A 20276-nucleotide genomic window follows, 5' to 3' on the forward strand; every position below is an offset into this window, starting at 1 on the left:
GGTAGAGCGCAACCTTGCCAAGGTTGAGGTCACGAGTTCGAACCTCGTGTGCCGCTCCAATTTCAAAGTCTTCTTTCGGGAAGCAATGCGAAGCGGCACTAGCTCAGTGTGGGTACGGAAAGTAGCGCAACCTTTGGTTGACCTTCCCGAAAACACTAAACATGTGCAAAACGAAGCGGCACTAGCTCAGCTGGTAGAGCGCAACCTTGCCAAGGTTGAGGTCACGAGTTCGAACCTCGTGTGCCGCTCCAAATTATCGAAAACCACCCTACTGGGTGGTTTTTTCGTTTTGGCACCTTCTCGCAGGGCTTGCTCGGCGGGCGCGGCCCGCCGGGTTGAGGTCACACTCATACCAAGAGTCGGGAACCTCGTGTGCCGCTCCAAATTATCGAAAACCACCCTACTGGGTGGTTTTTTCGTTTTGGCGCCTTCTCGCAGGGCTTGCTCGGCGGGCGCGGCCCGCCGGGTTGAGGTCACACTCATACCAAGAGCCGGGAACCTCGTGTGCCGCTCCAAATTATCGAAAACCACCCTACTGGGTGGTTTTTTCGTATTAGCTTGCCGAAATCCACAGTTGATCCGGCAAAAAAATGGGCACTCAGGGGGCCCTACCCGAGTTGAGTACAAGTTTTCCCTTTTCGGTTGCGGTTCTGTGATCGGGCGCGGAGTTGCGCTGGCAAAAAGATGACGCCCTTCAAATCTTTTCCTCGTCTAGGCTTCCATAATCGAGGCATACGAAATGTTGACCGGACGTTAATCTCAAAGTCCTTCGGAGCCAAACTATGCGATTTCAGCAACTTAAAGAGATTCTGGAGCATCTGATCGAAAGCCGGTCAGCCATGAGCCAACTTTACCGCCGAATGGCCAGTCAAGCTGATTCGCCTCGGGCTAAGATGCTGCTTGAATACATGGTGATCCATGAAAAAGAGGTCGTGGATAAGCTCACCAACTATCTGGAAGATGCGCCCAGTCGCGTCCTGGATACCTGGTTTGAGAATGTCCAGGGTGAAGACTTTATTGGGCGCTGCCAGAAGGTGGAGCTGCCCGCTACCATGACAGAGCAGGATGTACTGGGAGTGGCGCTCGAACTGGAAAACAGCCTGCTGGACCTGCTCCACGATGCCCTGGAAGTGGCATCGACGCCGGATGTGAAGTCTGCCATTGAGTCGTTGCTTCAGGCGGAGCGAATCCGGCAGCAGCGCTTCGTCCACTCCACCATGCGAATGGACGACATGTAACAAAAAACGGCGCCTTCAGGCGCCGTTTTTGATCAGGGGTCCGAGCGATTTTCTATGCCACTGGGTTGGCGGATTAACACTACGAGGTTGATGCCGACCATCACGATCGCTAACAGCATCAGCGCTTGTATCAGCAGTGTGGACTGCAAAGGCAAGGTCAACACCAGGGCGGTTACGCACAGAACCAGCAAAGTAATCAGCATCATGACGTTACACTTTCCTTGTCGTTATTGAGCGTAATTCCGATCTAACGCAAAGCCGAGTCGTCGCTCGACCTCTACAGTCTAGTAGAGTTTTTTTTGAACAACGGTTTGAGCTTGATTATGCGTGCAGATTTGGCCCTGATTCCCTCCTCCCTTTTTCATGCGGACCTTATCCGCCAACGTGAACCTGAGCTGGCTGCAGCGCTCGATATTCCCCTGTATGACGTGATGGAAGCGGCCGGGAAGGCGGCTTGGGAGTGCGTGGCTGAGCATTGGCCGGAGGCGACGCGCCTGCTGGTTATCTGCGGTCGAGGTAACAACGGCGGCGATGGCTATGTTCTGGCGCGGCTTGCCCGTGCAGCGGGCAAGCAGGTTACGCTGCTGCAAGCTGAGCCGGAGCGCCCTCTGTCCGGTGATGCTGCCACGGCTCAAGCCGCCTTTCTCGCTGAAGGGGGGCAGCTTGAAAGCCTGGCTGGGAATTGGCCGGAGGTGGACCTGGTGGTTGATGGGCTGCTGGGTACTGGGCTGAGCGGGACACTGAATGCATCGATGCGGGTCGTGATTGAACGCATCAACCACCAGACGGCGCCAGTACTGGCTCTGGATCTGCCCTCCGGCCTGTCAGGTCAGAGCGGACAGGCGCTTCCCGTGGCGGTTGAAGCCACCCGGACCATCACATTTGTTGGCACTAAGCCGGGCTTACTGACCGGTGCTGCGCCCGCTTATGTGGGCGAGTTGTCCCTTGCGCCTCTGCAGCTTGGGCCGGAGCTGGCAAAAGAGGCCCCCTCTGTTATCAAGTGTGCCCTCGATGATTACCTGCCTCTGCTGCGCCCGCGTCGGGTGGACAGTCATAAAGGGGATCACGGCAAGGTGGTGATTCTCGGTGGTCAGGCTGGGATGGCGGGTGCTGTGCGCCTTGCCGGTGAGGCGGCGCTGCGAAGCGGTGCGGGCTTGGTGGCGGTGGTGTCCTGGCCGGAGAATCTGGCACAGATCCAGGCTGGACGTCCGGAGTTAATGACCCTGGGTGTCGATGTGGTGGATATGGAGGTGTATGCCAAACTGGGTTGGGCGAACGCCATCGCAGTGGGGCCCGGGATGGGGCAGAGCGATTGGGCACGGCATTTGTTGATTGGGGCGACTCGCAGCGAACGCCCCCTGGTTGTCGATGCCGATGCATTGAACCTGCTGGCCCGAACGCCGGAAAAAAGGGATAACTGGGTGCTGACCCCTCATCCCGGCGAGGCGGCCCGTTTGCTTGGACAAACCATCGAGTCGGTGCAGGACGATCGCTTTGCCGCGGTCGAAGCCCTGCAGCAGCGATACGGAGGGGTGGTCGTTCTCAAAGGGGCTGGCACGCTGATTCATGATGGCAAACAGTGTTACCTCGCTCCGGTTGGTAATCCGGGATTGGCGACAGGGGGCAGCGGCGATCTGTTATCTGGTATAATCGCCAGCCTTTTGGCACAGGGGCTGTCACCGTTGGCGGCTGCCTGTTGTGGGGTCTGCGTTCATGGCGAAGCCGCCGACGCAGCGGCGGTCGAAGGACAGCGCGGCATGCTCGCGTCCGACCTGCTGCCCCATATCCGACATCTGGTGAATCCATAGAGGTGCTATGACATCCGTTCAACGCGTTTTGGCAGCGGAAGCCGATACCCTGGCGCTGGGCAAAGAACTGGCCGAGCGTCTGAGCGCGCCCTTTGTTATCCATCTTCACGGGGATCTGGGGGCGGGGAAAACCACGCTGACCCGTGGGTTGGTCCAGGCAATGGGCCATAAAGGTGCGGTTAAGAGTCCCACCTATACTCTGGTTGAGCCCTATGAACTGGGCCCATTTCAGCTCTACCATTTTGATCTCTATCGCCTGGCGGATCCCGAAGAACTTGAATTTATGGGGATCCGTGATTATTTTGCCGACAATACCCTGGCGTTGGTGGAGTGGCCCAGTAAGGGCGAGGGAGTACTGCCAGAGCCGGACTTGAGCATTGAATTGGCGTATCTGAATGAGGGGCGGCAGGTCACGATGACCAGCCATAGCGAGCAAGGTGAAGCCTTGCTGGCACAACTGCGCGAAGAATGAAAAAACTATCCTGGATGATGGCCTGGGTGATGGGACTGCTCCTCACCCTGGTGGCCGGGCCAGCCATGGCCAACCAACTGGAACAGATTCGGATCAGTAACTCACCCGACAAAACCCGGGTGGTGCTGGATATGTCGGCCAAGCCGGATTACTCCGCTTTCCGCTTGACCGGGCCTGACCGCCTGGTGGTGGACCTTAACCGTACCCGCCTGAAAGCGAACCTCGCCGCTTTGGAGTCCGCATCGCCACTGATTCGCCGTGTCCGTACCAGTAATCCCCAGGGGGATGGCGATCTGCGCCTAGTGCTGGATCTGACCCAATCGGCCAGCCATAAAATCCAGGTTCTCGGCAAATCGGCACAGGGTTATCACCGTCTGGTGATCGACCTCAAGCCCACCAGTCGCAATCCTGCCGCCGTATCGGCGCAACCCGGCCGCAATGTGATGATCGCCATTGATGCGGGCCATGGCGGTAAAGATCCGGGCTCCATCGGTCCGAAAGGCACCTACGAAAAGGACGTTGTACTGCCGATTGCGCAGCAGCTGAAAGCCAAGATCGATTCCGTGCCGGGCTTTGAGGCGTTTCTGGTTCGGGAGGGGGACTACTTTGTCAGTCTGGACTCTCGCAGTGCCAAGGCTCGTCAGAAAAAAGCCGATCTGTTGGTGTCCATTCACGCGGATGCGTTCACCTCCCCGCAACCCCGTGGCGCTTCGGTGTGGGTACTCTCCCTCCGGCGTGCCAACTCCGAAATGGGTCGCTGGCTGGAACGGGATGACAAGCTGTCGGAATTGCGTGGTATAGGTGAGGTGATCTCCCAGTCCAGTCAGGATGACCCTCACTTGCAGCGGACCTTCCTCGACCTGGCGCGTGAAAACTCCATGATGGAGAGTCAGGCGCTGGCCAGCAGCATGCTCAAGCAGCTAGGACAGGTGACCCGTTTGCATAAGAGCAAGCCGCAGTTCGCCTCCCTGGCGGTGCTGAAGTCTCCTGATTTTCCCTCGCTGCTGGTTGAAACCGGGTTTATCTCAAACCCTCACGAGGAGCGACAGCTGAAGGATCGTGGCCACCAGCGTAATCTGGCCAATGCCCTGGCAGTCGCCATCCAGGCGCATTTCCGCGACAACCCGCCCCGGGATTCGCTGCTGGCACAGCGTCAGCAGACTCACCGGGTGCAGCGGGGTGAGTCCCTCTCTGTGATTGCCCGCCGTTACTCGGTTTCCGTTGCCGCCATCAAGCAAGCTAACCAGCTTAATTCTGATACCGTTAAAATCGGTCAGGAGCTGGTGATCCCAACGCTGTAGGAGCCGTTATGGCGATTCAAGTATTGCCCCCCCAATTGGCCAACCAAATCGCCGCCGGGGAAGTGGTAGAGCGTCCGGCGTCGGTCGTAAAAGAGTTGGTGGAAAACAGCCTTGATGCCGGAGCGACCCGGGTTGAGGTTGAGATTGAGCGCGGCGGTAACAAGCGGATCCTAATCCGTGACAACGGCAAAGGGATCAATCAAGAGGATCTGGCCCTGGCTCTGGCCCGTCATGCCACCTCCAAAGTGGCGACTCTGGAAGATCTGGAATCGATCCTCAGCTTTGGCTTTCGTGGCGAAGCGCTGGCGTCCATCAGTTCCGTTGCCCGTCTGACGCTCTCCTCCCGCACCGCAGAAAGCAGTGAAGCCTGGCAGGCGTATGCCGAGGGGCGGGAGATGGCGGTGCGTCTCCAACCAACGGCTCACCCGGTGGGCACTACGGTGGAGGTGGTCGACCTCTTCTTTAATACCCCGGCCCGTCGCCGCTTTCTGAAAGCGGATAAGACCGAATTTACCCACATCGAAGAGCAGCTTCGTCGGATCGCGCTGGCGCGGGAGGGGATCCACTTTATCCTGCGCCATAACGGCAAGGTGGTAAGACAATACCGACCTGCCAGCAACGAGCGGCAGCGGGAGCAGCGCCTGGCGGCCATCTGTGGCAATGCTTTTACCGAGCGGGCCTTCAGTCTGACCAGCGCCACCGATGATCTGGCCCTGCGAGGCTACCTGGCACTGGACGACGAACGGGCCCGGGTGTCCGACACCCAATACTTCTATGTGAATGGGCGGGTGGTTCGTGACCGCCTGGTGAGTCACGCCGTGCGACAGGCGATGGAGGAGGCGGGACTGCCGGGTCAGGCGGGCTATGTGCTCTATCTCAGTCTGGATCCCCATGAAGTCGACGTGAACGTCCACCCGGCCAAGCACGAAGTACGCTTCCATCAAGCGCGCTACGTCCACGACTTTATCCTGCAGGCGCTGCAACAGGGGCTGGCTCAACACCAGACTCTGCAATTGGAGCCCTGCGGCCACGATGAGGCGCCTGAGCAGGATGCTCCGCTGGCCTCGGCCCCAACGGCCCCTCATTACGACAGTGAGCCGCACTGGCGACCCGAGCGCTCTGTGGCTGAGGGCGCGCGAAGTGGTGGCCAGGGTGGTCACTATGGCGGATACCAGCCCGCCCCTTTACGGCCTGCGAGCACCCCAACCCGGACTGCGGTGGACAACTATGCCCATCTGATGCAGACTCCCGCCCCTTCCGAGCCAGCGGCGGCCCATCGTTGGCGCTGGCTCAGTGCTCTGGATGAGCAGCATGGCCTGATTCAGCGTGAGCAGGAGTTGTGTCTGGTTCGCCTGCCGCAACTGGGCCGCGAACTGATGAAGCGTGAGCTGGTGGAGCGTCTTCCCCAGGGCTTGGTGGGCCAACCCCTGCTGCTGCCGGTCAGTGTGCCAGCGGATGTGAACTGGATCGCACTGATCGAGGATCGGGATGAACTGTTGCGCCGTCTTGGGATCCAACTGGTGATTCAAGGCGAGCGTCTGGTGATCCGGGCGGTACCAGCGGTGCTGCGGCGGGCCGACCTGTCCAAGGTGATCCCTGAACTGCTGCAGTGGCTGGAGTCGGAAGTGCCCGCCTACCCGGCATTGGCCAACTGGCTTGCCGGTCAGGCCAAAGAGTTTTCTGAAGGCGGCCTGTTATGGCGGCAGTGGCAGTCTCTGGATGAGCCCGACGGTGATGCCGTCCTTGAACAATGCACTGTGGCGCTGCCCTGGCAATCGATTTTGGAGTCCGATAGATGACCGATAACCGCCCTCTGGCAATCTGCCTGATGGGACCGACCGCTTCCGGCAAGACCGACCTGGCGATGAGCTTGCGTCAGCACCTGCCGGTGGAGCTGATCAGTGTGGATTCCGCACTGATCTACCGTGGCATGGATATCGGAACCGCAAAGCCCACGCCGGAGGAGCTGGCAGCCGCGCCGCACCGCTTGATCGACATCAAGGATCCCTCGGAAAGTTATTCGGCTGCGGATTTCGCTGCGGATGCTCTGCGGGAGATGAACGAGATCCACGCCAATGGACGCATTCCGCTGCTGGTTGGCGGCACCATGCTCTATTTTAAGGCACTTTTGGAGGGGTTATCGCCTCTGCCCAGTGCGGATCCGACCGTTCGTGCCGAGATAGAGAAACAAGCGTCCGAAATCGGCTGGAAAGCCTTGCACGACGAGCTTTCCAGGATCGATCCGGAGTCCGCAGCCCGGATCCATCCCAACGATCCCCAGCGATTGTCGCGGGCCCTCGAAGTCTATAGAATAAGCGGCCAGACTCTGACCACCCTAACGCGACAAAAGCGTCCCCCTTTGCCGTTTCGTACGGCGCAATTCGCCATCGTTCCCGATCAAAGAGAGCGTCTGCATCAGCGGATTGAACAGCGCTTTTTGTCGATGTTGGATCAGGGGTTTGAATCGGAGGTTCGCGCCCTCTTTGAGCGTGGTGATCTCCACCCCGGTTTGCCCTCTATCCGCTGCGTGGGTTACCGCCAGATGTGGGCCTACCTTGAGGGAGAAATTGACCATCAGGATATGGTGGCCAAAGGGGTCGCAGCGACCCGTCAGTTGGCCAAGAGACAGATCACCTGGCTGCGGGGATGGGACGGGCTGCACTGGCTCAGCTCCGAGCACGATGATAATGTAGGCGAAGTGTTACAAAAGTTAGCCTTGGACTTTCGTTTGGGCTATAAGTAACTGGCGCGCATGGGTGTTGCACGCGAATATCACTTCGTTGATAAGTAATACAATTTTAATAAGGAAACTCGAATGGCTAAGGGGCAATCTTTACAAGACCCGTTTTTGAACGCGCTGCGCCGTGAGCGTGTTCCCGTTTCTATCTATCTGGTAAATGGCATCAAACTGCAGGGCCAGATCGAATCTTTTGACCAGTTTGTCATCCTGCTGAAGAACACTGTCAGCCAGATGGTGTACAAGCACGCCATCTCTACTGTTGTGCCCGGTCGTCCGTTCAACATGGGTGGCCACAGCGCCCCGAGCCATGGTGGTCAGGGCGGTTACCAATCCAACGACAGTGGCGACAACGGTAATCACTGATCGCCTGTCAGGAGTAAGTTTGCTTGTTTGAGCGGTATGAAGCAGGCGAACGCGCGATTCTCGTTCACATCGACTTTTCGGCCGAAGGTGAGCGCGAAGACCTGGAGGAGCTCAAGCTACTGGTGAGCTCCGCCGGGGTAACGTCCTGTGGCATTGTCACAGGACGGCGTTCCAGTCCCCACCCCAAATTTTTCTGTGGTACCGGTAAAGCGGAAGAGATTGCCGCTATGGTCCAGGCTGAGCAGGCCGAAGTGGTGATCTTCAATCACCCGTTAAGCCCGGCTCAAGAGCGCAACCTGGAACGGATTTGCCACTGCCGGGTGCTTGATCGCACCGGTCTTATTCTCGACATCTTCGCCCAGCGAGCCCGCACCCATGAAGGGAAACTGCAGGTAGAGCTGGCGCAGTTGCGTCACTTGTCTACCCGACTGATTCGCGGCTGGACCCACCTTGAGCGACAAAAAGGGGGGATCGGTCTGCGTGGACCGGGTGAAACTCAGCTGGAAACCGACCGTCGACTGCTGCGGGAGCGGATCAAAGCGATCCTGCGTCGCCTGGAAAGGGTGGCTCGTCAGCGGGAGCAGGGGCGTCGCGCCCGACAGCGCCGGGAAGTGCCAACGGTCTCCCTGGTTGGCTATACCAATGCGGGCAAGTCCACCCTGTTTAACAGCATTACCGACTCTGGCGTGTATGCTGCGGACCAACTGTTCGCGACACTCGATCCCACCCTTCGTCGCATCGAAGTGGAAGATGTGGGAGCGGTGGTTCTGGCCGATACCGTTGGATTTATTCGCCACCTTCCTCACGATTTGGTGGCGGCCTTTAAAGGCACGCTGACTGAAACCCGCGAGGCGGACCTGCTGCTTCATGTGGTGGACGCCGCCGATGAGCGCGCGGTGGAAAACGTGGAAGCGGTCCACGCGGTGCTGGAGGAGATTGAGGCGGACGAGGTTCCCAGTCTGTTGGTATACAACAAACTGGATCTGCTGGAAGAGGCCGAGGCTCGAATTGACCGGGATGATGAAGGCACACCGATCCGAGTGTGGCTCAGCGCCCGTAATAATATTGGTATCGAACTGTTGTTCGATGCGCTGTCGGAGTTGCTGGGCAACGCCATGGTGGAGCTGACGTTGAGTTTGCCTCCAGATCAGGGTCGTTGGCTCTCCCGGTGCTATGAACTCAACGCTGTGGTGTCGACCGACTACGATGAACTGGGCCACACTCAGGTTCAGTTAAGGCTGCCTGAGAGAGACTGGCAGCGTATGTTGAAAGCCTCCGAGGGCAAGTTGTCCGACTTTATCCTCAAGTAATTGGCTGATAAATTAGCTAGAGTTACCGAATCCCATCAAATGGAGCAGTGTTAATGGCTTGGAACGAGCCTGGCAATCAAGGCAAAGACCCCTGGGGCAACCGAGGCGGCAAAGACCAGGGTCCGCCGGATCTGGATGAGGTCTTCCGCAAACTTTCCTCCCGTTTCGGCGGTGGCAACCAGTTCAGCGGTCTGGGTGCGGGGCTGGTCCTATTGGGCCTGGTTCTGATCTGGGCGTTTTCTGGCTTCTATAAGATCGAGGAAGCGGAGCGTGGCGTGAAGCTGCGTTTCGGCCAGTACACCGAACTGGTTGAGCCCGGTCTGAAGTGGAAACCCACTTTTGTGGACACCGTCTACCCGGTCAACATCCAGCGAGTGAATCGTCTGACGGCCTCCGGCATGATGCTGACTCAGGATGAGAACGTGGTGCGTGTTGAGATGGAGGTGCAGTATCGCATCGCCGATCCCAAGAAGTACCTGTTCTCTGTAACCAGTCCTGATCAGTCTCTGAGCGAGGCGATGGACAGCGCGTTGCGCTACGTGATCGGTCACACCACCATGGACAACATCCTGACCGTGGGCCGTGACAGGGTGCGTCGTGATACCTGGGCCGAACTGGAAGACATCATCGAGAGCTATGATATGGGCTTGGTCGTGGTTGACGTGGCCTTCAAGGAAGCCCGTCCGCCGGAAGAAGTAAAGCCCGCGTTCGATGACGCCATTGCGGCGCAGGAAGACGAGGAGCGTTACGTTCAGGAAGCTACCGCGTACTCCCGCCAGGTAGAGCCTCAGGCTCGTGGTCGTGCGGAGCGTATGCTGCAGGAAGCCGATGCCTACAAGCGCCGTGTTGTGCTGGAGGCTGAGGGTGAGGTAGCCCGCTTCGCGGCACTGCTGCCCGAGTATGAAGCCGCGCCTGTGGTAACCCGTGAACGTCTCTACCTGGAGACGATGGAGCAGGTGTTCAGCTCCACCACCAAGGTGATGGTCGATAGCGATGGCGGCTCCATGTTCTATCTGCCGCTGGATAAGATCATCCAGAACCAGTCTGCGCCCGCTTTGCCGCAGCACAAGGTGACTGAGCCGGTGCCGAGCACCCATCAGACCCGCCCGGTTCGCAATGACTTTGATGATGGCCGAAGCAGCCGTAGCGACCGTACTCGTCAGGGGAGAAACTGATTATGCGTCCTATTAGTTTGATCCTGTTGGTGGCGGTACTGTTCGCAGGCTTCTCCTCACTGTTTGTGGTGGAAGAGGGCGAGCGAGCCATCGTGAAGCGCTTTGGTGTGATTCAGAAAGATGAAAACGGCCAAAACCGCGTATATGAGCCGGGCTTGCGCTTGAAGGTGCCCCTGATTGATCAGGTGTTCGCCATGAACGCGCGAATTTTGACTCTGGATGCCGCTGCCGACCGCTTTGTGACCTCTGAGCAGAAAGACTTGATGGTGGACTCCTACGTTAAGTGGCGTATCACCGATTTCGGTAAGTTCTATCTGGCTACTCAGGGTGGTAATCAGTTGGTCGCTGAGTCCCTGCTGCAGAGTAAGATCAATAACGGCCTGCGCTCCGAGTTCGGTAGTCGCACCATCCGTGAGATCGTTTCCGGCAGCCGCGATGAGCTTCAGCAGGAGGCGCTGCGCGCAACCCGTGAGGATGCCGCTGAACTGGGCATCGAAGTGGTGGACGTTCGGGTTAAGCAGATCAACCTGCCGCGTGAAGTGAGTGAGTTCATCTACGACCGTATGCGCGCTCAGCGTGAGGCCGTAGCCCGTGCTCACCGCTCTGAGGGTCAGGAGAAGGCCGAAGTGATTCGAGCTGGTGCCGATGCCCGCGCTACCGTGATTCTGGCGGAAGCGGAGCGTAAATCCCGTACCCTGCGTGGTGAAGGCGATGGTGCCGCGGCGAAGATCTATGCTGACACCTACGGCCAGAACCCTGAGTTCTACGCGTTGCTGCGCAGCCTGGATGCCTATAAAGCCTCCTTCCGCAGCAAGGACGACGTCCTGGTGATTTCACCGGACTCTGAGTTCTTCCAGTATATGAACAGCAAGGTGCGCTAAGGCGACGATCTGTCTAAGGGCCCGGCATTGACCGGGCCTTTTTTATGGGAGTTTAAGAACGTGAGTTGGATGTGGCTACTGGGTGGCGTCATGCTGCTGGAAGGATTGGGACCATTACTTTTTCCACGGCAGTGGCAGGCGATGATGCGTGAGTTGGCTGGTCAGGATGTGGCGTTGCTGAGGCGTATCGGCGGGGCGCTGGTGAGCGCGGGGGCGGTGCTCCTCTACATTTTTTCCTCCTAGGCGGTGTTTTGACCAGGCGGGTTCTGCTAGAATCCTGCTTTAACCACTAACTGCGATCGAGACATGGGTAAAAATGTAGTTGTGCTGGGCACCCAGTGGGGTGACGAAGGTAAAGGCAAAGTCGTCGACCTTCTCACCGACCAGGCCCACTTCGTGGTTCGCTACCAAGGCGGCCACAACGCCGGTCACACTCTGGTGATCGATGGCGAGAAAACCGTCCTCCACCTGATCCCGTCAGGTATCCTCCGCTCAAACGTCAAGTGCCTCATCGGTAACGGTGTTGTTCTGTCCCCCGAAGCACTGCTGAAAGAGCTGACCATGCTGAAAGAGCGTGGTGTTCCGGTGGAAGAGCGTCTGATGATCTCTGAAGCTTGCCCGCTGATCCTGCCCTACCACGTAGCGGTGGATCAGGCCCGCGAAGCGGCCCGTGGCAACAAGGCCATCGGTACCACTGGTCGTGGCATCGGTCCGGCTTACGAGGACAAAGTGGCTCGTCGTGCGCTGCGCGTGGGCGACATGCTGGATGCTGAGCGTTTTGCTACCAAGCTGAAAGACGTTCTGGCCTACCACAACTTCATGTTGACCGAGTACCACAAGGTTGACGCTGTTGATTACGACACTGTACTGAAAGACGCGCTGGAGCTGGCTGAAATCCTGCGTCCGATGATCGTTGACGTAACCGACACTCTGGATAAGGCCCGCAAGGCCGGTGAGCGCATCATGTTCGAAGGTGCCCAGGGCACTCTGCTGGACATCGACCACGGCACTTACCCCTACGTGACCTCCTCCAACACCACTGCTGGTGGCGTTTCCACCGGTTCCGGTTTTGGTCCCAACCACATCGATTACGTGCTGGGCATCGTGAAAGCCTACACCACTCGTGTGGGTGGCGGTCCGTTCCCGACTGAGCTGGATTGCGAAGTGGGCGAGCACCTGGGTGTGAAAGGCCACGAGTTCGGTGCCACCACCGGCCGTAAACGTCGCACCGGTTGGTTCGATGCGGTTGCCATGCGCCGTGCGGTTCAGATCAACGGTATTACCGGTTTCTGTCTGACCAAGCTGGACGTTCTGGACGGTCTGAAAGAGCTGAAGATCTGTATCGGCTACCAGATGCCGGACGGCACCGTGCGTGACGTTCCGCCGATGGACGCTGAAGGCTACGAAGCCGCCGTTCCGGTTTACGAAAGCATGCCGGGCTGGGACGACAACACCTTCGGTGTGACCGAGCGTGATCAGCTGCCTCAGGCAGCTCTGGATTACATCGCGCGCATCGAAGCGTTGCTGGAAGTTCCGGTAGACATCATCTCTACCGGCCCGGATCGCAACGAGACCATGATCCTGCGTCACCCCTTCGCGTAAGGGATGGAAACGGGGCCTACGGGCCCCGTTAAAGTATCCCCATGTCACGTCGATAACCTGATTATGAAACGGACTCTACTGACACTGCTGATGCTGTTGGCCCCAGGCGCCCTGGCACAAGATATGCGGGCGGTGGAGCTGTACAGCCAGGACCAACTGCTGAATATGATTCGGGCCAATACCCACCTGATGCGGGTGAAGCGCGATGACTGTCAGCTGGTTCAGGATATCCGGGCCCGGGCCGACGTGATGAAGCTGCCGGCGTACCAGATGCTGTGGGCCGATATGCAGCTTTACGGTGTGTGCGTTAACCCAGACATACAGACCGGTTTCGATTACTTGCGTCAGGCGGCAGAACAAGGCCTGCCGGACGCACTTGAGCAGTTAGGGCGCTACTATCTCGAAGGGCGCTTTGTGGTGAGCGACCAGGCCCATGGCCTGCGTCTGACCCGGACGGCCGCATCACTTGGCCACCACCGGGCCTTGCTGACTCTTGCCCGCTACTATGCAGACGGCGAGGGCAGCCCCCTGGACTATCCCGAAGTATACCGCTGGCTCCATCGCGCCGTGTTTGAGACGGAAGCGGAGCGCCGCGAAGCCGAAACGCTGAAAAACCGACTGGCCCAGCAGCTGCCCCCGAGTGTGCGTGAGCAAACTCGCCAGGCTGCCCTGGGTCGCTAAGTGGCCTTTCGGGTTATACTTTCACCCACTTTCCAATCATTGGCATTCAAATGAGTCAGGATCCCCATTTTCAACGGGAGGCGGAAAAATACGCCAACCCGATCCCCAGCCGTGAGTTTCTGATCGAGCGCATGCGCGGGCAAACCGGCCCGGTATCCCGAGAGGAACTGGCGGCTCACTTTCAATTAGAGGGCGACCAGTACGTCGCGCTCTGTCGACGCCTGCGCGCCATGGAGCGTGATGGCCAGATCGTTTACACCCGCAAAGGTCGCTACGGCCTGCCCGAGCGGATGGACCTGCTGACCGGCGTGGTGCTTGGACACCGTGACGGCTTCGGCTTTTTCCGTCCCGACGACGGCAGCGATGACCTCTACCTGTCTGAGCGCAGCATGTACTCCGTACTGCACGGCGACAGGGTACTGGCGCAGGTGGACGGTATGGACCGCCGCGGCCGTAAAGAGGGTCGTATTGTCCGCATTATCGAGCCCCGCAGCAGCGAAATTGTGTGCCGTTACTTTAACGAAGACGGCATCGGCTTCGCCGTGCCGGACGACGCCCGTCTGTCCCAGGATATTCTGATCCCGGAAGATGGCCGTGCCGGTGCCCGCGAGGGTCAGGTGATCGTGGTGGAGCTGGTTCGCCGTCCCGCCCGTCACACCCATGGCATCGGTCGCGTTAAAGAGGTACTGGGCAACGAGATGGCGCCGGGCATGGAGATTGAGATCGCCCTGCGCAGCCATGACCTGCCCCATCAGTTCAGCGAGGCGCTGCTGGCAGAAACCGCGGCCATCGCCGACGAGGTGCAGGAGGCTGATAAGCAGGGTCGCAAAGATCTGCGTCACCTGCCTCTGGTTACCATTGACGGCGAAGATGCCCGCGACTTCGACGATGCGGTCTTTGCGAAGCGCAAGAAAGGCGGCGGTTGGCGTCTCTATGTCGCCATTGCTGACGTGAGTCACTACGTGCGTCCGGGCACCCATCTGGACGACGAGGCACTGGCTCGTGGTAACTCCGTTTACTTCCCGGCTCAGGTTATCCCGATGCTGCCGGAGAAGCTCTCCAACGGCCTGTGCTCACTGAACCCCCATGTAGACCGTCTCTGCATGGTGGCGGAGATGACGATCTCCGCTGCGGGTAACCTGTCCGGTTATGAGTTCTATCCTGCCGTCATGCACAGCCATGCTCGTCTGACCTACACCAAGGTGGCGGCGATGCTGGAGGGCGATCAGGCACTGATTGAGCAGTATGCCGAGGTGTTCCCTCACCTCGAAGAGCTGAACCGTCTCTATCATGCCCTTGACCACGCTCGTCAGGAGCGGGGCGCCCTGGTGCTGGAGAGCGAGGAGACCCAGTTCATCTTCAACGCTCAACGCCGAATCGAGCGTATTGTGCCGCGCACCCGAAATGTGGCGCACAAGATGATCGAAGAGTGCATGATTCTGGCCAACGTCGCTGCCGGTAAATTCGTTAAGAAGCAGCAGGGTGAAGTGCTGTACCGAGTGCACGAAGGCCCCAGCGCCCAAAAGCTGGAGACCCTGCGGGACTTCCTGGGGCAGCAGGGCCTGTCCCTGGGTGGTGGCGAGGAGCCGACACCGCAGGATGTGGCGGATCTGCTGGCCAAAACGGAAGGGCGCGCTGATGCGGAGCTGATCCAGACCATGGTGCTGCGCTCCATGAAGCAGGCGGTTTACAGCCCGGAGAACATTGGTCACTTTGGCCTGGCGCTTCCGAGCTATGCCCACTTCACATCGCCCATTCGTCGCTACCCGGATCTGGTGCTGCACCGGGTGATCCGCTACCTGCTCAGCAAGCAGGAAAACCAGGAGCTGCCGCTGCAGGCTCTGCAGGCGGATGGTGCCTATGGCTACGACAGTGGTCCGCTGGCCGAACTGGGTGAGCACTGCTCCATGACAGAGCGTCGTGCTGACGATGCCACCCGTGATGTGTCCGATTGGCTCAAGTGTGAGTACATGCTGGATCACGTGGGCGATACCTTTGAGGCTGTGGTCAGCGGTGTCACCAGTTTTGGCCTGTTTGTGCGTTTGAAGGACCTCCATATCGATGGTCTGGTGCACATCTCTACCCTGGCTAACGACTACTACCACTTTGACCCGGTGCGTCAGGCACTGATTGGCGAGGGCGGTGGTCGTCGCTATCGACTGGGTGACCCGGTCGAAGTGAAAGTGTTGGCGGTGAAACTGGACGATCGTCAGATCGACCTGGGCTTGATTGAGACCGGCGGTAAATCCGGGAAATCCGGCAAGCCTGGTAAGAAAGGTCCCCGCAAGAGCAGCAAAGGCAAAACCGGCGGCAGCGGCGCTGCCAAAGGCGGTAAGTCCTTCGGCTCTGACAAACCGGCTGAAAAGCGCGGTGCAAAGAAAACCAAATCCAAGCGGAAAAGCGGTAAATGAAACACGAAATGGTGTTTGGCCTTCACGCGGTGGAGGCCATCATGCAGCGCCAGCCGGAGCGGGTGAAGGAGCTGTGGGTATTGAAAGGGCGTGAGGATGAGCGCCTGAGCCGAATCATTGAGATGGCTCAGCAGTTCGGCGTACGCCCACAGATGGCCGCTCGTAAGGTACTGGATGATAAATCCGAGTCCAGCCAGCATCAGGGTGTGGTCGCGCGCTGCACCCCGGAGCCGGTGAAAGGGGAGCATGAGCTGGAGCAACTGCTGGATGGCGTTGAAACCCCATTCCTGCTGGTGCTGGATGGCGTTACTGATCCTCACAACCTGGGTGCTTGTCTGCGCAGCGCCGATGCAGCGGGCGTGCACGGGGTGATCGTACCGAAGGATCGCTCTGCGGGCCTTGGCCCCATAGTGCGCAAAGTCGCTGTGGGCGCGGCGGAATCGGTGCCGCTGTTCCAGGTAACCAACCTGGCTCGCACCCTGCGTGCGCTGCAGGAGCGTGGCATCTGGATCGTGGGGGCGGCGGGCGAAGCCACTCACACGGTATACCAGAGCAAGCTGACCGGCCCGCTGGCGATCGCCATGGGTGCCGAAGGCAAAGGTCTGCGTCGCCTGACCCGGGAGCACTGTGATGACCTGATCAGCATCCCGATGGCAGGGGCGGTTTCCAGCCTCAATGTCTCGGTAGCGACGGGGATCTGCCTGTTTGAGGCGGTGCGTCAGCGCCAGGGATGATTCCGATCCCCTGAAAACAAAAAACGCCTCCATCTGGAGGCGTTTTTTGTCTCGGTCCGGCGCTTACCGGAAGGAGTAGATCAGGTTCACCGTCGAGATAACATCGTGGTTCTCAGTGCCTACCGGCACCTTGTCGGTGTACTTGATGTCGAATCCGACTTTCAGCGCCAGATCGGCCCAGAACTGGTTTCGATAGGCGAGGTTCAGGTTGGCGATGGTGTTGCGGTTACCGGTTTCCACCGAAGCGTCCGCATTGAAGCTGGTGTACTCCTGAAGGCGGTGCTCCAGCTTACTGGCGAAACGCACAATCCCTTCATCTTCCGTCCGGTCGCCCACATTGTCGCTGTTGGAGAGGTTGGCTTCGTTAAAACGGTAACCGGCGCCCACTTCAAGGGTCACTTTGGTGCGCTTGGCGTCCAGTGGGGTGTAACCGTAACCGAAGGAGTAGGTGAACTGCTTGAGGTAGGAACCAAACCGGTCCCACAGCATGTCGCCCCGGCCAAACACGTATTGCGTGCCCTCCAGCTTGTAGTCGGACTGGTACTGAAGCTGGTATTGCTCCGCCGTAGTCTTCTCATCATCAGCGGCAAAGTAGGCTCGGGCGACCGCTTCCTGACGGGCATTCTCGGTGTCGTAAACCAGTTTGCCCCGGGTGTTGAAGTTGGCGGAGTTCGTGTTGCCGCTGTTGTACTGCATCCCCAACTCGACCTCAGCATCGAGATCGGTAGGGGGCTCGGCGTAGTTGGGCGGCACCAGCGCCATGGCGGGGGCGCTTAACAGCAGGGCAGACCAGAGAAGAAACGGGCGATTCACAGGGGGCGGTTCTACACTTTTCCGGGCAATCAGGGTCCGCTCAGTCTATCTCAATGGATTGAAATTGCTACTCAGTTTAACAAGGGGTCAACAGCGCCCGAATTCAGAGGATATCGTACTTTTTTGATTGTCTTCTGAGCGCCTTTCCGGTAACATGCGCCGGCTAATTCGGCCAAACCCCTTTTTGTTCCTTGCCTCATAGGTCCGGCCGAGCCATTTGAGGCTAATTAACCGTAAGGAGCGATGATGCGTCATTACGAAATCGTCTTCATGGTTCACCCTGACCAGAGTGAACAGGTTCAAGGCATGATCGAGCGCTACACTGCGACCATCGAGAAGGACGGCGGCAAAGTTCACCGTCTGGAAGACTGGGGTCGTCGTCAACTGGCTTACCCGATCGAAAAGCTGCACAAAGCACACTACGTGCTGGTGAACGCTGAAGCGACTGCTGAAGCCGTTGCTGAGCTGGAAACCAACTTCCGTTACAACGACGCCGTGATCCGCAGCCTGGTAATCCGTACCAAGTCTGCTGTGACCGAAGCCTCTCCGATGGCCAAAGCCAAAGAAGAGCGTCGTGAGCGCGAAGAGCGTCGTGAGCGTACTGAAGCCAAGCCGGCTCAGGAAGCTGCTGCTGAGTAAGGATTGAGTCACGTCAATCGCCTGGTGCTGACGGGCACAGTCCCCAGAGCACCCAAGACCCTGACCGGGATTAACGGTGTCCCCCACAGTTACTTTCTGTTGGAACATCGCTCGATGCAGATGGAAGCGGGCCATAAACGCCCGGTTTACTGCAAGCTTCAAGTGGTTTTGAGCGGGCACGACACTCAACCGTTACTGAACTATCTGGAACCAGGCTGCACTATCCAGGTCGCCGGCTTTCTTGGCTGGCAGCAAGGCCGAAATGGCCAAAGCCGACTGGTATTGCATGCCGACACGATAGAACCGATTTGCTAGGAGACTGCCCCATGGCACGTTATTTTCGTCGTCGCAAGTTCTGCCGTTTCACCGCTGAAGGTGTAACTGAGATCGACTACAAAGACATCGCTACTCTGAAGAACTACGTTACTGAGAGTGGCAAAATTGTACCGAGCCGTATCACTGGCACCAGCGCCAAGTACCAGCGTCAGCTGGCTCGCGCTATCAAGCGTGCTCGTTACCTGGCTCTGCTGCCGTACACTGATCTGCAAGGCTAAGTCCTTACAAGTTCAACTTTAAGTAGAGGAAAGGTAATGGACGTTATTTTGCTGGATAAGGTTGCCAAGCTGGGTGGCCTGGGCGACAAAGTTACTGTTAAAGCCGGTTACGCTCGTAACTACCTGCTGCCTCAGGGCAAAGCAGTTGTAGCTAACGCTGCTAACCTGGAAGTGTTTGAAGCTCGTCGCGCTGAGCTGGAAGCCAAAATGGCTTCTGAGCTGTCTGCCGCTGAAGCTCGTGCTGAGAAGCTGGCTGCTCTGGAAGCGGTAGAAATCGCTTCTAAAGCTGGTGACGAAGGCAAGCTGTTCGGCTCCATCGGCACTCGTGACATCGCTGATGCCCTGACCGCCGCTGGCGTTGAAGTGGCTAAAGCTGAAGTTCGTCTGCCGGAAGGCGCTCTGCGTCAGGTTGGCGAATACGACATCGTTATCGCTCTGCACAGCGACGTAACTGCGACCGCTAAGATCGCCGTTGTTGCTTCTGCCGAGTAAGCGATATCGCGCACAAGAAAACACCGCCTTCGGGCGGTGTTTTTTATGTCTTTAATTCAGTCTCTGGGCCCGCTTCTCTACGGCCTTGAGAACATCATATAGACCCACGGTGTTGGCCTGATTGGCCAGCCAGCCCGGGATCTTGCCGCCGGGATCGGTGTACACCCAGTAGGTTGCTTTGGTGCGGCCATCCTCAGTGCGCTCCAGCGCCCAGCTGCCATCACAGATCTCCAGTCTTACCACCCCTTTGTTTGGCCCTGGCCCAAACTGGTTCATCTGGGTCCAGTAGCGGTAATACTGCCCGCTCTCTTCATCCACCTCGTTGACGATCAGCAGGGTGTAATCGCGCTTGCTGACCAGCGGCGGGTCAACCCGATGATAAACGTAGGCGCCGCCATTGGGGGCATCACCCATGATCTCGATGTCGTCGATGTAGGGCATAAACTCCGGGTAGTGCCGGATGTCGCTGATCGCCTGCCACACCTTCTCTACGGGAGCGTCTATCAGCGCCTCCATCTTGACCTCTTTGACCGGTGTGCCGGGCACCTTGCGCGTATACACTTGCGCCTGGCTCCTGTCGGATGCCAGCTCCCACTTGCCTCCCGAAGCCGGCTCGATTCGAACCGGCTGCTCCGCTTGTGCGGGGCCAATCAGCAACACAGCTGCCAACAGGCCGCTCAACAGGGTTTTTACCATAGCAGGATCCCTCCCCACACCAGCGCCACCTGGCAGAGGGCGATAAATACTGCGGCAGAGCCGATGTCCTTGGCGCGGCCAGAGAGTTCGTGACGCTCCGGGCCGATGCGGTCCACCACCGCCTCTACGGCCGAGTTCAGCAGCTCAACAATCAACACCAGCAGCACCACGGCGATCATAAAGAGCCGTTCCAGCACGGTGACGTCAAAAAAGAAGGACGCGCCAATCAGCACGATCGCCAGGAACAGTTCCTGACGAAAAGCCTCTTCATGGCGATAGGCGGCTTTCAGGCCCTGCATGGAGTAGATCCCGGCCTGAAAGAAGCGCATTACGCCGCGATTTTTGTTTTCCGGTTGAGTCATTGGG

The 20276-nt window shown here is 58.5% G+C and carries 23 protein-coding genes and 1 tRNA gene; 20 read left to right on the plus strand and 4 right to left on the minus strand.

Translation table 11 applies throughout. The features are described from left to right. The first annotated feature begins 175 nt into the window (after nucleotides 1-175). Nucleotides 176-251, plus strand: a tRNA-Gly gene (locus tag KUV52_RS16780). 531 nt (nucleotides 252-782) lie between these two features. Then, nucleotides 783-1238 carry a hypothetical protein gene (locus KUV52_RS16785; RefSeq protein ID WP_222527098.1) on the plus strand — a complete coding sequence of 152 codons (456 nt, stop codon included), beginning with the start codon at nucleotides 783-785 and terminating at the stop codon, nucleotides 1236-1238. 32 nt (nucleotides 1239-1270) lie between these two features. Here the strand turns inward: KUV52_RS16785 and KUV52_RS16790 are convergent, their stop codons facing one another. Beyond that, nucleotides 1271-1444, minus strand: a complete 174-nt coding sequence (locus KUV52_RS16790; RefSeq protein WP_222527099.1) for a hypothetical protein — start codon at nucleotides 1442-1444, stop codon at nucleotides 1271-1273. 117 nt (nucleotides 1445-1561) lie between these two features. Between KUV52_RS16790 and KUV52_RS16795 the strand changes: the two genes are divergently transcribed. The 14 genes from KUV52_RS16795 to rlmB all read left to right on the plus strand — a co-directional run bounded on the left by KUV52_RS16795 (nucleotide 1562) and on the right by rlmB (nucleotide 16716). Next, nucleotides 1562-3046, plus strand: coding sequence for an NAD(P)H-hydrate dehydratase (locus KUV52_RS16795; protein ID WP_222527100.1), 1485 nt, complete (start codon nucleotides 1562-1564; stop codon nucleotides 3044-3046). 7 nt (nucleotides 3047-3053) lie between these two features. Continuing rightward, entirely contained in the window at nucleotides 3054-3518 is a 465-nt protein-coding gene (gene tsaE, locus KUV52_RS16800) for a tRNA (adenosine(37)-N6)-threonylcarbamoyltransferase complex ATPase subunit type 1 TsaE (protein WP_222527101.1), read from the plus strand. Next, nucleotides 3515-4819, plus strand: a complete 1305-nt coding sequence (locus KUV52_RS16805; protein ID WP_222527102.1) for an N-acetylmuramoyl-L-alanine amidase — start codon at nucleotides 3515-3517, stop codon at nucleotides 4817-4819. Before tsaE ends, KUV52_RS16805 begins: the two co-directional genes overlap by 4 nt. An 8-nt stretch (nucleotides 4820-4827) precedes the next feature. Continuing rightward, nucleotides 4828-6618: a DNA mismatch repair endonuclease MutL gene (gene mutL, locus KUV52_RS16810; RefSeq protein WP_222527103.1), complete on the plus strand. Its 1791-nt coding sequence runs from the start codon at nucleotides 4828-4830 to the stop codon at nucleotides 6616-6618. Continuing rightward, nucleotides 6615-7562, plus strand: coding sequence for a tRNA (adenosine(37)-N6)-dimethylallyltransferase MiaA (gene miaA, locus KUV52_RS16815; protein ID WP_222527104.1), 948 nt, complete (start codon nucleotides 6615-6617; stop codon nucleotides 7560-7562). The genes mutL and miaA overlap by 4 nt, the downstream gene beginning before the upstream one ends. Before the next feature lie 72 nt (nucleotides 7563-7634). After that, the gene (hfq, locus tag KUV52_RS16820) at nucleotides 7635-7922 is read left to right on the plus strand and encodes an RNA chaperone Hfq (protein WP_222527105.1); all 288 of its coding nucleotides are present in this window, start codon (nucleotides 7635-7637) and stop codon (nucleotides 7920-7922) included. A 23-nt stretch (nucleotides 7923-7945) separates the two neighbouring features. Next, on the plus strand, nucleotides 7946-9232 hold the full coding sequence (hflX, locus tag KUV52_RS16825) for a ribosome rescue GTPase HflX (protein ID WP_222527106.1): 1287 nt from the start codon (nucleotides 7946-7948) through the stop codon (nucleotides 9230-9232). A gap of 53 nt (nucleotides 9233-9285) precedes the next feature. Further along, the gene (gene hflK / locus KUV52_RS16830) at nucleotides 9286-10407 is read left to right on the plus strand and encodes an FtsH protease activity modulator HflK (protein ID WP_222527107.1); all 1122 of its coding nucleotides are present in this window, start codon (nucleotides 9286-9288) and stop codon (nucleotides 10405-10407) included. Between the two features lie 2 nt (nucleotides 10408-10409). Then, nucleotides 10410-11288, plus strand: coding sequence for a protease modulator HflC (hflC, locus tag KUV52_RS16835; RefSeq protein ID WP_222527108.1), 879 nt, complete (start codon nucleotides 10410-10412; stop codon nucleotides 11286-11288). 90 nt (nucleotides 11289-11378) lie between these two features. After that, complete coding sequence (locus KUV52_RS16840) at nucleotides 11379-11531, plus strand: DUF2065 domain-containing protein (RefSeq protein WP_261390102.1); 153 nt, start codon at nucleotides 11379-11381, stop codon at nucleotides 11529-11531. A gap of 63 nt (nucleotides 11532-11594) precedes the next feature. Then, nucleotides 11595-12890: an adenylosuccinate synthase gene (locus tag KUV52_RS16845; RefSeq protein ID WP_222527109.1), complete on the plus strand. Its 1296-nt coding sequence runs from the start codon at nucleotides 11595-11597 to the stop codon at nucleotides 12888-12890. Between the two features lie 63 nt (nucleotides 12891-12953). Then, nucleotides 12954-13571, plus strand: coding sequence for a tetratricopeptide repeat protein (locus KUV52_RS16850; protein ID WP_222527110.1), 618 nt, complete (start codon nucleotides 12954-12956; stop codon nucleotides 13569-13571). 50 nt (nucleotides 13572-13621) lie between these two features. Further along, complete coding sequence (gene rnr / locus KUV52_RS16855; protein WP_222527111.1) at nucleotides 13622-15982, plus strand: ribonuclease R; 2361 nt, start codon at nucleotides 13622-13624, stop codon at nucleotides 15980-15982. Next, on the plus strand, nucleotides 15979-16716 hold the full coding sequence (gene rlmB, locus KUV52_RS16860; RefSeq protein WP_222527112.1) for a 23S rRNA (guanosine(2251)-2'-O)-methyltransferase RlmB: 738 nt from the start codon (nucleotides 15979-15981) through the stop codon (nucleotides 16714-16716). The genes rnr and rlmB overlap by 4 nt, the downstream gene beginning before the upstream one ends. 63 nt (nucleotides 16717-16779) lie before the next feature. Here rlmB and KUV52_RS16865 read toward each other — a convergent pair whose 3' ends face one another. Continuing rightward, nucleotides 16780-17529 (minus strand): YdiY family protein, encoded by a 750-nt coding sequence (locus KUV52_RS16865; protein ID WP_222527113.1) that lies wholly within the window; start codon nucleotides 17527-17529, stop codon nucleotides 16780-16782. Between the two features lie 246 nt (nucleotides 17530-17775). Between KUV52_RS16865 and rpsF the strand changes: the two genes are divergently transcribed. The 4 genes from rpsF to rplI are packed head-to-tail and all read left to right on the plus strand — an operon-like array spanning nucleotide 17776 to nucleotide 19214. Then, nucleotides 17776-18168 carry a 30S ribosomal protein S6 gene (rpsF, locus tag KUV52_RS16870; RefSeq protein ID WP_222527114.1) on the plus strand — a complete coding sequence of 131 codons (393 nt, stop codon included), beginning with the start codon at nucleotides 17776-17778 and terminating at the stop codon, nucleotides 18166-18168. A 3-nt stretch (nucleotides 18169-18171) separates the two neighbouring features. Beyond that, complete coding sequence (gene priB / locus KUV52_RS16875) at nucleotides 18172-18483, plus strand: primosomal replication protein N (RefSeq protein WP_222527115.1); 312 nt, start codon at nucleotides 18172-18174, stop codon at nucleotides 18481-18483. 11 nt (nucleotides 18484-18494) lie between these two features. Continuing rightward, nucleotides 18495-18722: a 30S ribosomal protein S18 gene (gene rpsR, locus KUV52_RS16880; protein ID WP_013344048.1), complete on the plus strand. Its 228-nt coding sequence runs from the start codon at nucleotides 18495-18497 to the stop codon at nucleotides 18720-18722. Nucleotides 18723-18758: 36 nt separating this feature from the next. Then, a complete protein-coding gene (rplI, locus tag KUV52_RS16885) occupies nucleotides 18759-19214 on the plus strand; it encodes a 50S ribosomal protein L9 (protein WP_222527116.1) in 456 nt (151 codons plus the stop codon). Nucleotides 19215-19265: 51 nt separating this feature from the next. Here rplI and KUV52_RS16890 read toward each other — a convergent pair whose 3' ends face one another. Further along, on the minus strand, nucleotides 19266-19910 hold the full coding sequence (locus KUV52_RS16890) for an START domain-containing protein (RefSeq protein WP_222527117.1): 645 nt from the start codon (nucleotides 19908-19910) through the stop codon (nucleotides 19266-19268). Beyond that, entirely contained in the window at nucleotides 19904-20272 is a 369-nt protein-coding gene (locus KUV52_RS16895) for a diacylglycerol kinase (protein WP_222527118.1), read from the minus strand. Before KUV52_RS16895 ends, KUV52_RS16890 begins: the two co-directional genes overlap by 7 nt. Nucleotides 20273-20276 lie beyond the last annotated feature (4 nt).

It is taken from the genome of Ferrimonas balearica, assembly GCF_019802055.1.
Lineage (GTDB): Bacteria > Pseudomonadota > Gammaproteobacteria > Enterobacterales > Shewanellaceae > Ferrimonas > Ferrimonas balearica_A.

Bases quoted from the DNA above. Each gene is read 5' to 3' on its own strand.
- KUV52_RS16850 (WP_222527110.1), top strand. From the start codon at position 12,954: ATGAAACGGACTCTACTGACACTGCTGATGCTGTTGGCCCCAGGCGCC.
- KUV52_RS16805 (WP_222527102.1), top strand. From the start codon at position 3,515: ATGAAAAAACTATCCTGGATGATGGCCTGGGTGATGGGACTGCTCCTC.
- KUV52_RS16840 (WP_261390102.1), top strand. From the start codon at position 11,379: ATGCTGCTGGAAGGATTGGGACCATTACTTTTTCCACGGCAGTGGCAG.
- KUV52_RS16890 (WP_222527117.1), bottom strand. From the start codon at position 19,910: ATGGTAAAAACCCTGTTGAGCGGCCTGTTGGCAGCTGTGTTGCTGATT.
- tsaE (WP_222527101.1), top strand. From the start codon at position 3,054: ATGACATCCGTTCAACGCGTTTTGGCAGCGGAAGCCGATACCCTGGCG.
- KUV52_RS16785 (WP_222527098.1), top strand. From the start codon at position 783: ATGCGATTTCAGCAACTTAAAGAGATTCTGGAGCATCTGATCGAAAGC.
- mutL (WP_222527103.1), top strand. From the start codon at position 4,828: ATGGCGATTCAAGTATTGCCCCCCCAATTGGCCAACCAAATCGCCGCC.
- hflK (WP_222527107.1), top strand. From the start codon at position 9,286: ATGGCTTGGAACGAGCCTGGCAATCAAGGCAAAGACCCCTGGGGCAAC.
- rplI (WP_222527116.1), top strand. From the start codon at position 18,759: ATGGACGTTATTTTGCTGGATAAGGTTGCCAAGCTGGGTGGCCTGGGC.
- KUV52_RS16845 (WP_222527109.1), top strand. From the start codon at position 11,595: ATGGGTAAAAATGTAGTTGTGCTGGGCACCCAGTGGGGTGACGAAGGT.
- rlmB (WP_222527112.1), top strand. From the start codon at position 15,979: ATGAAACACGAAATGGTGTTTGGCCTTCACGCGGTGGAGGCCATCATG.
- rnr (WP_222527111.1), top strand. From the start codon at position 13,622: ATGAGTCAGGATCCCCATTTTCAACGGGAGGCGGAAAAATACGCCAAC.
- KUV52_RS16790 (WP_222527099.1), bottom strand. From the start codon at position 1,444: ATGATGCTGATTACTTTGCTGGTTCTGTGCGTAACCGCCCTGGTGTTG.
- KUV52_RS16795 (WP_222527100.1), top strand. From the start codon at position 1,562: ATGCGTGCAGATTTGGCCCTGATTCCCTCCTCCCTTTTTCATGCGGAC.
- hfq (WP_222527105.1), top strand. From the start codon at position 7,635: ATGGCTAAGGGGCAATCTTTACAAGACCCGTTTTTGAACGCGCTGCGC.
- KUV52_RS16895 (WP_222527118.1), bottom strand. From the start codon at position 20,272: ATGACTCAACCGGAAAACAAAAATCGCGGCGTAATGCGCTTCTTTCAG.
- rpsF (WP_222527114.1), top strand. From the start codon at position 17,776: ATGCGTCATTACGAAATCGTCTTCATGGTTCACCCTGACCAGAGTGAA.
- hflC (WP_222527108.1), top strand. From the start codon at position 10,410: ATGCGTCCTATTAGTTTGATCCTGTTGGTGGCGGTACTGTTCGCAGGC.
- miaA (WP_222527104.1), top strand. From the start codon at position 6,615: ATGACCGATAACCGCCCTCTGGCAATCTGCCTGATGGGACCGACCGCT.
- rpsR (WP_013344048.1), top strand. From the start codon at position 18,495: ATGGCACGTTATTTTCGTCGTCGCAAGTTCTGCCGTTTCACCGCTGAA.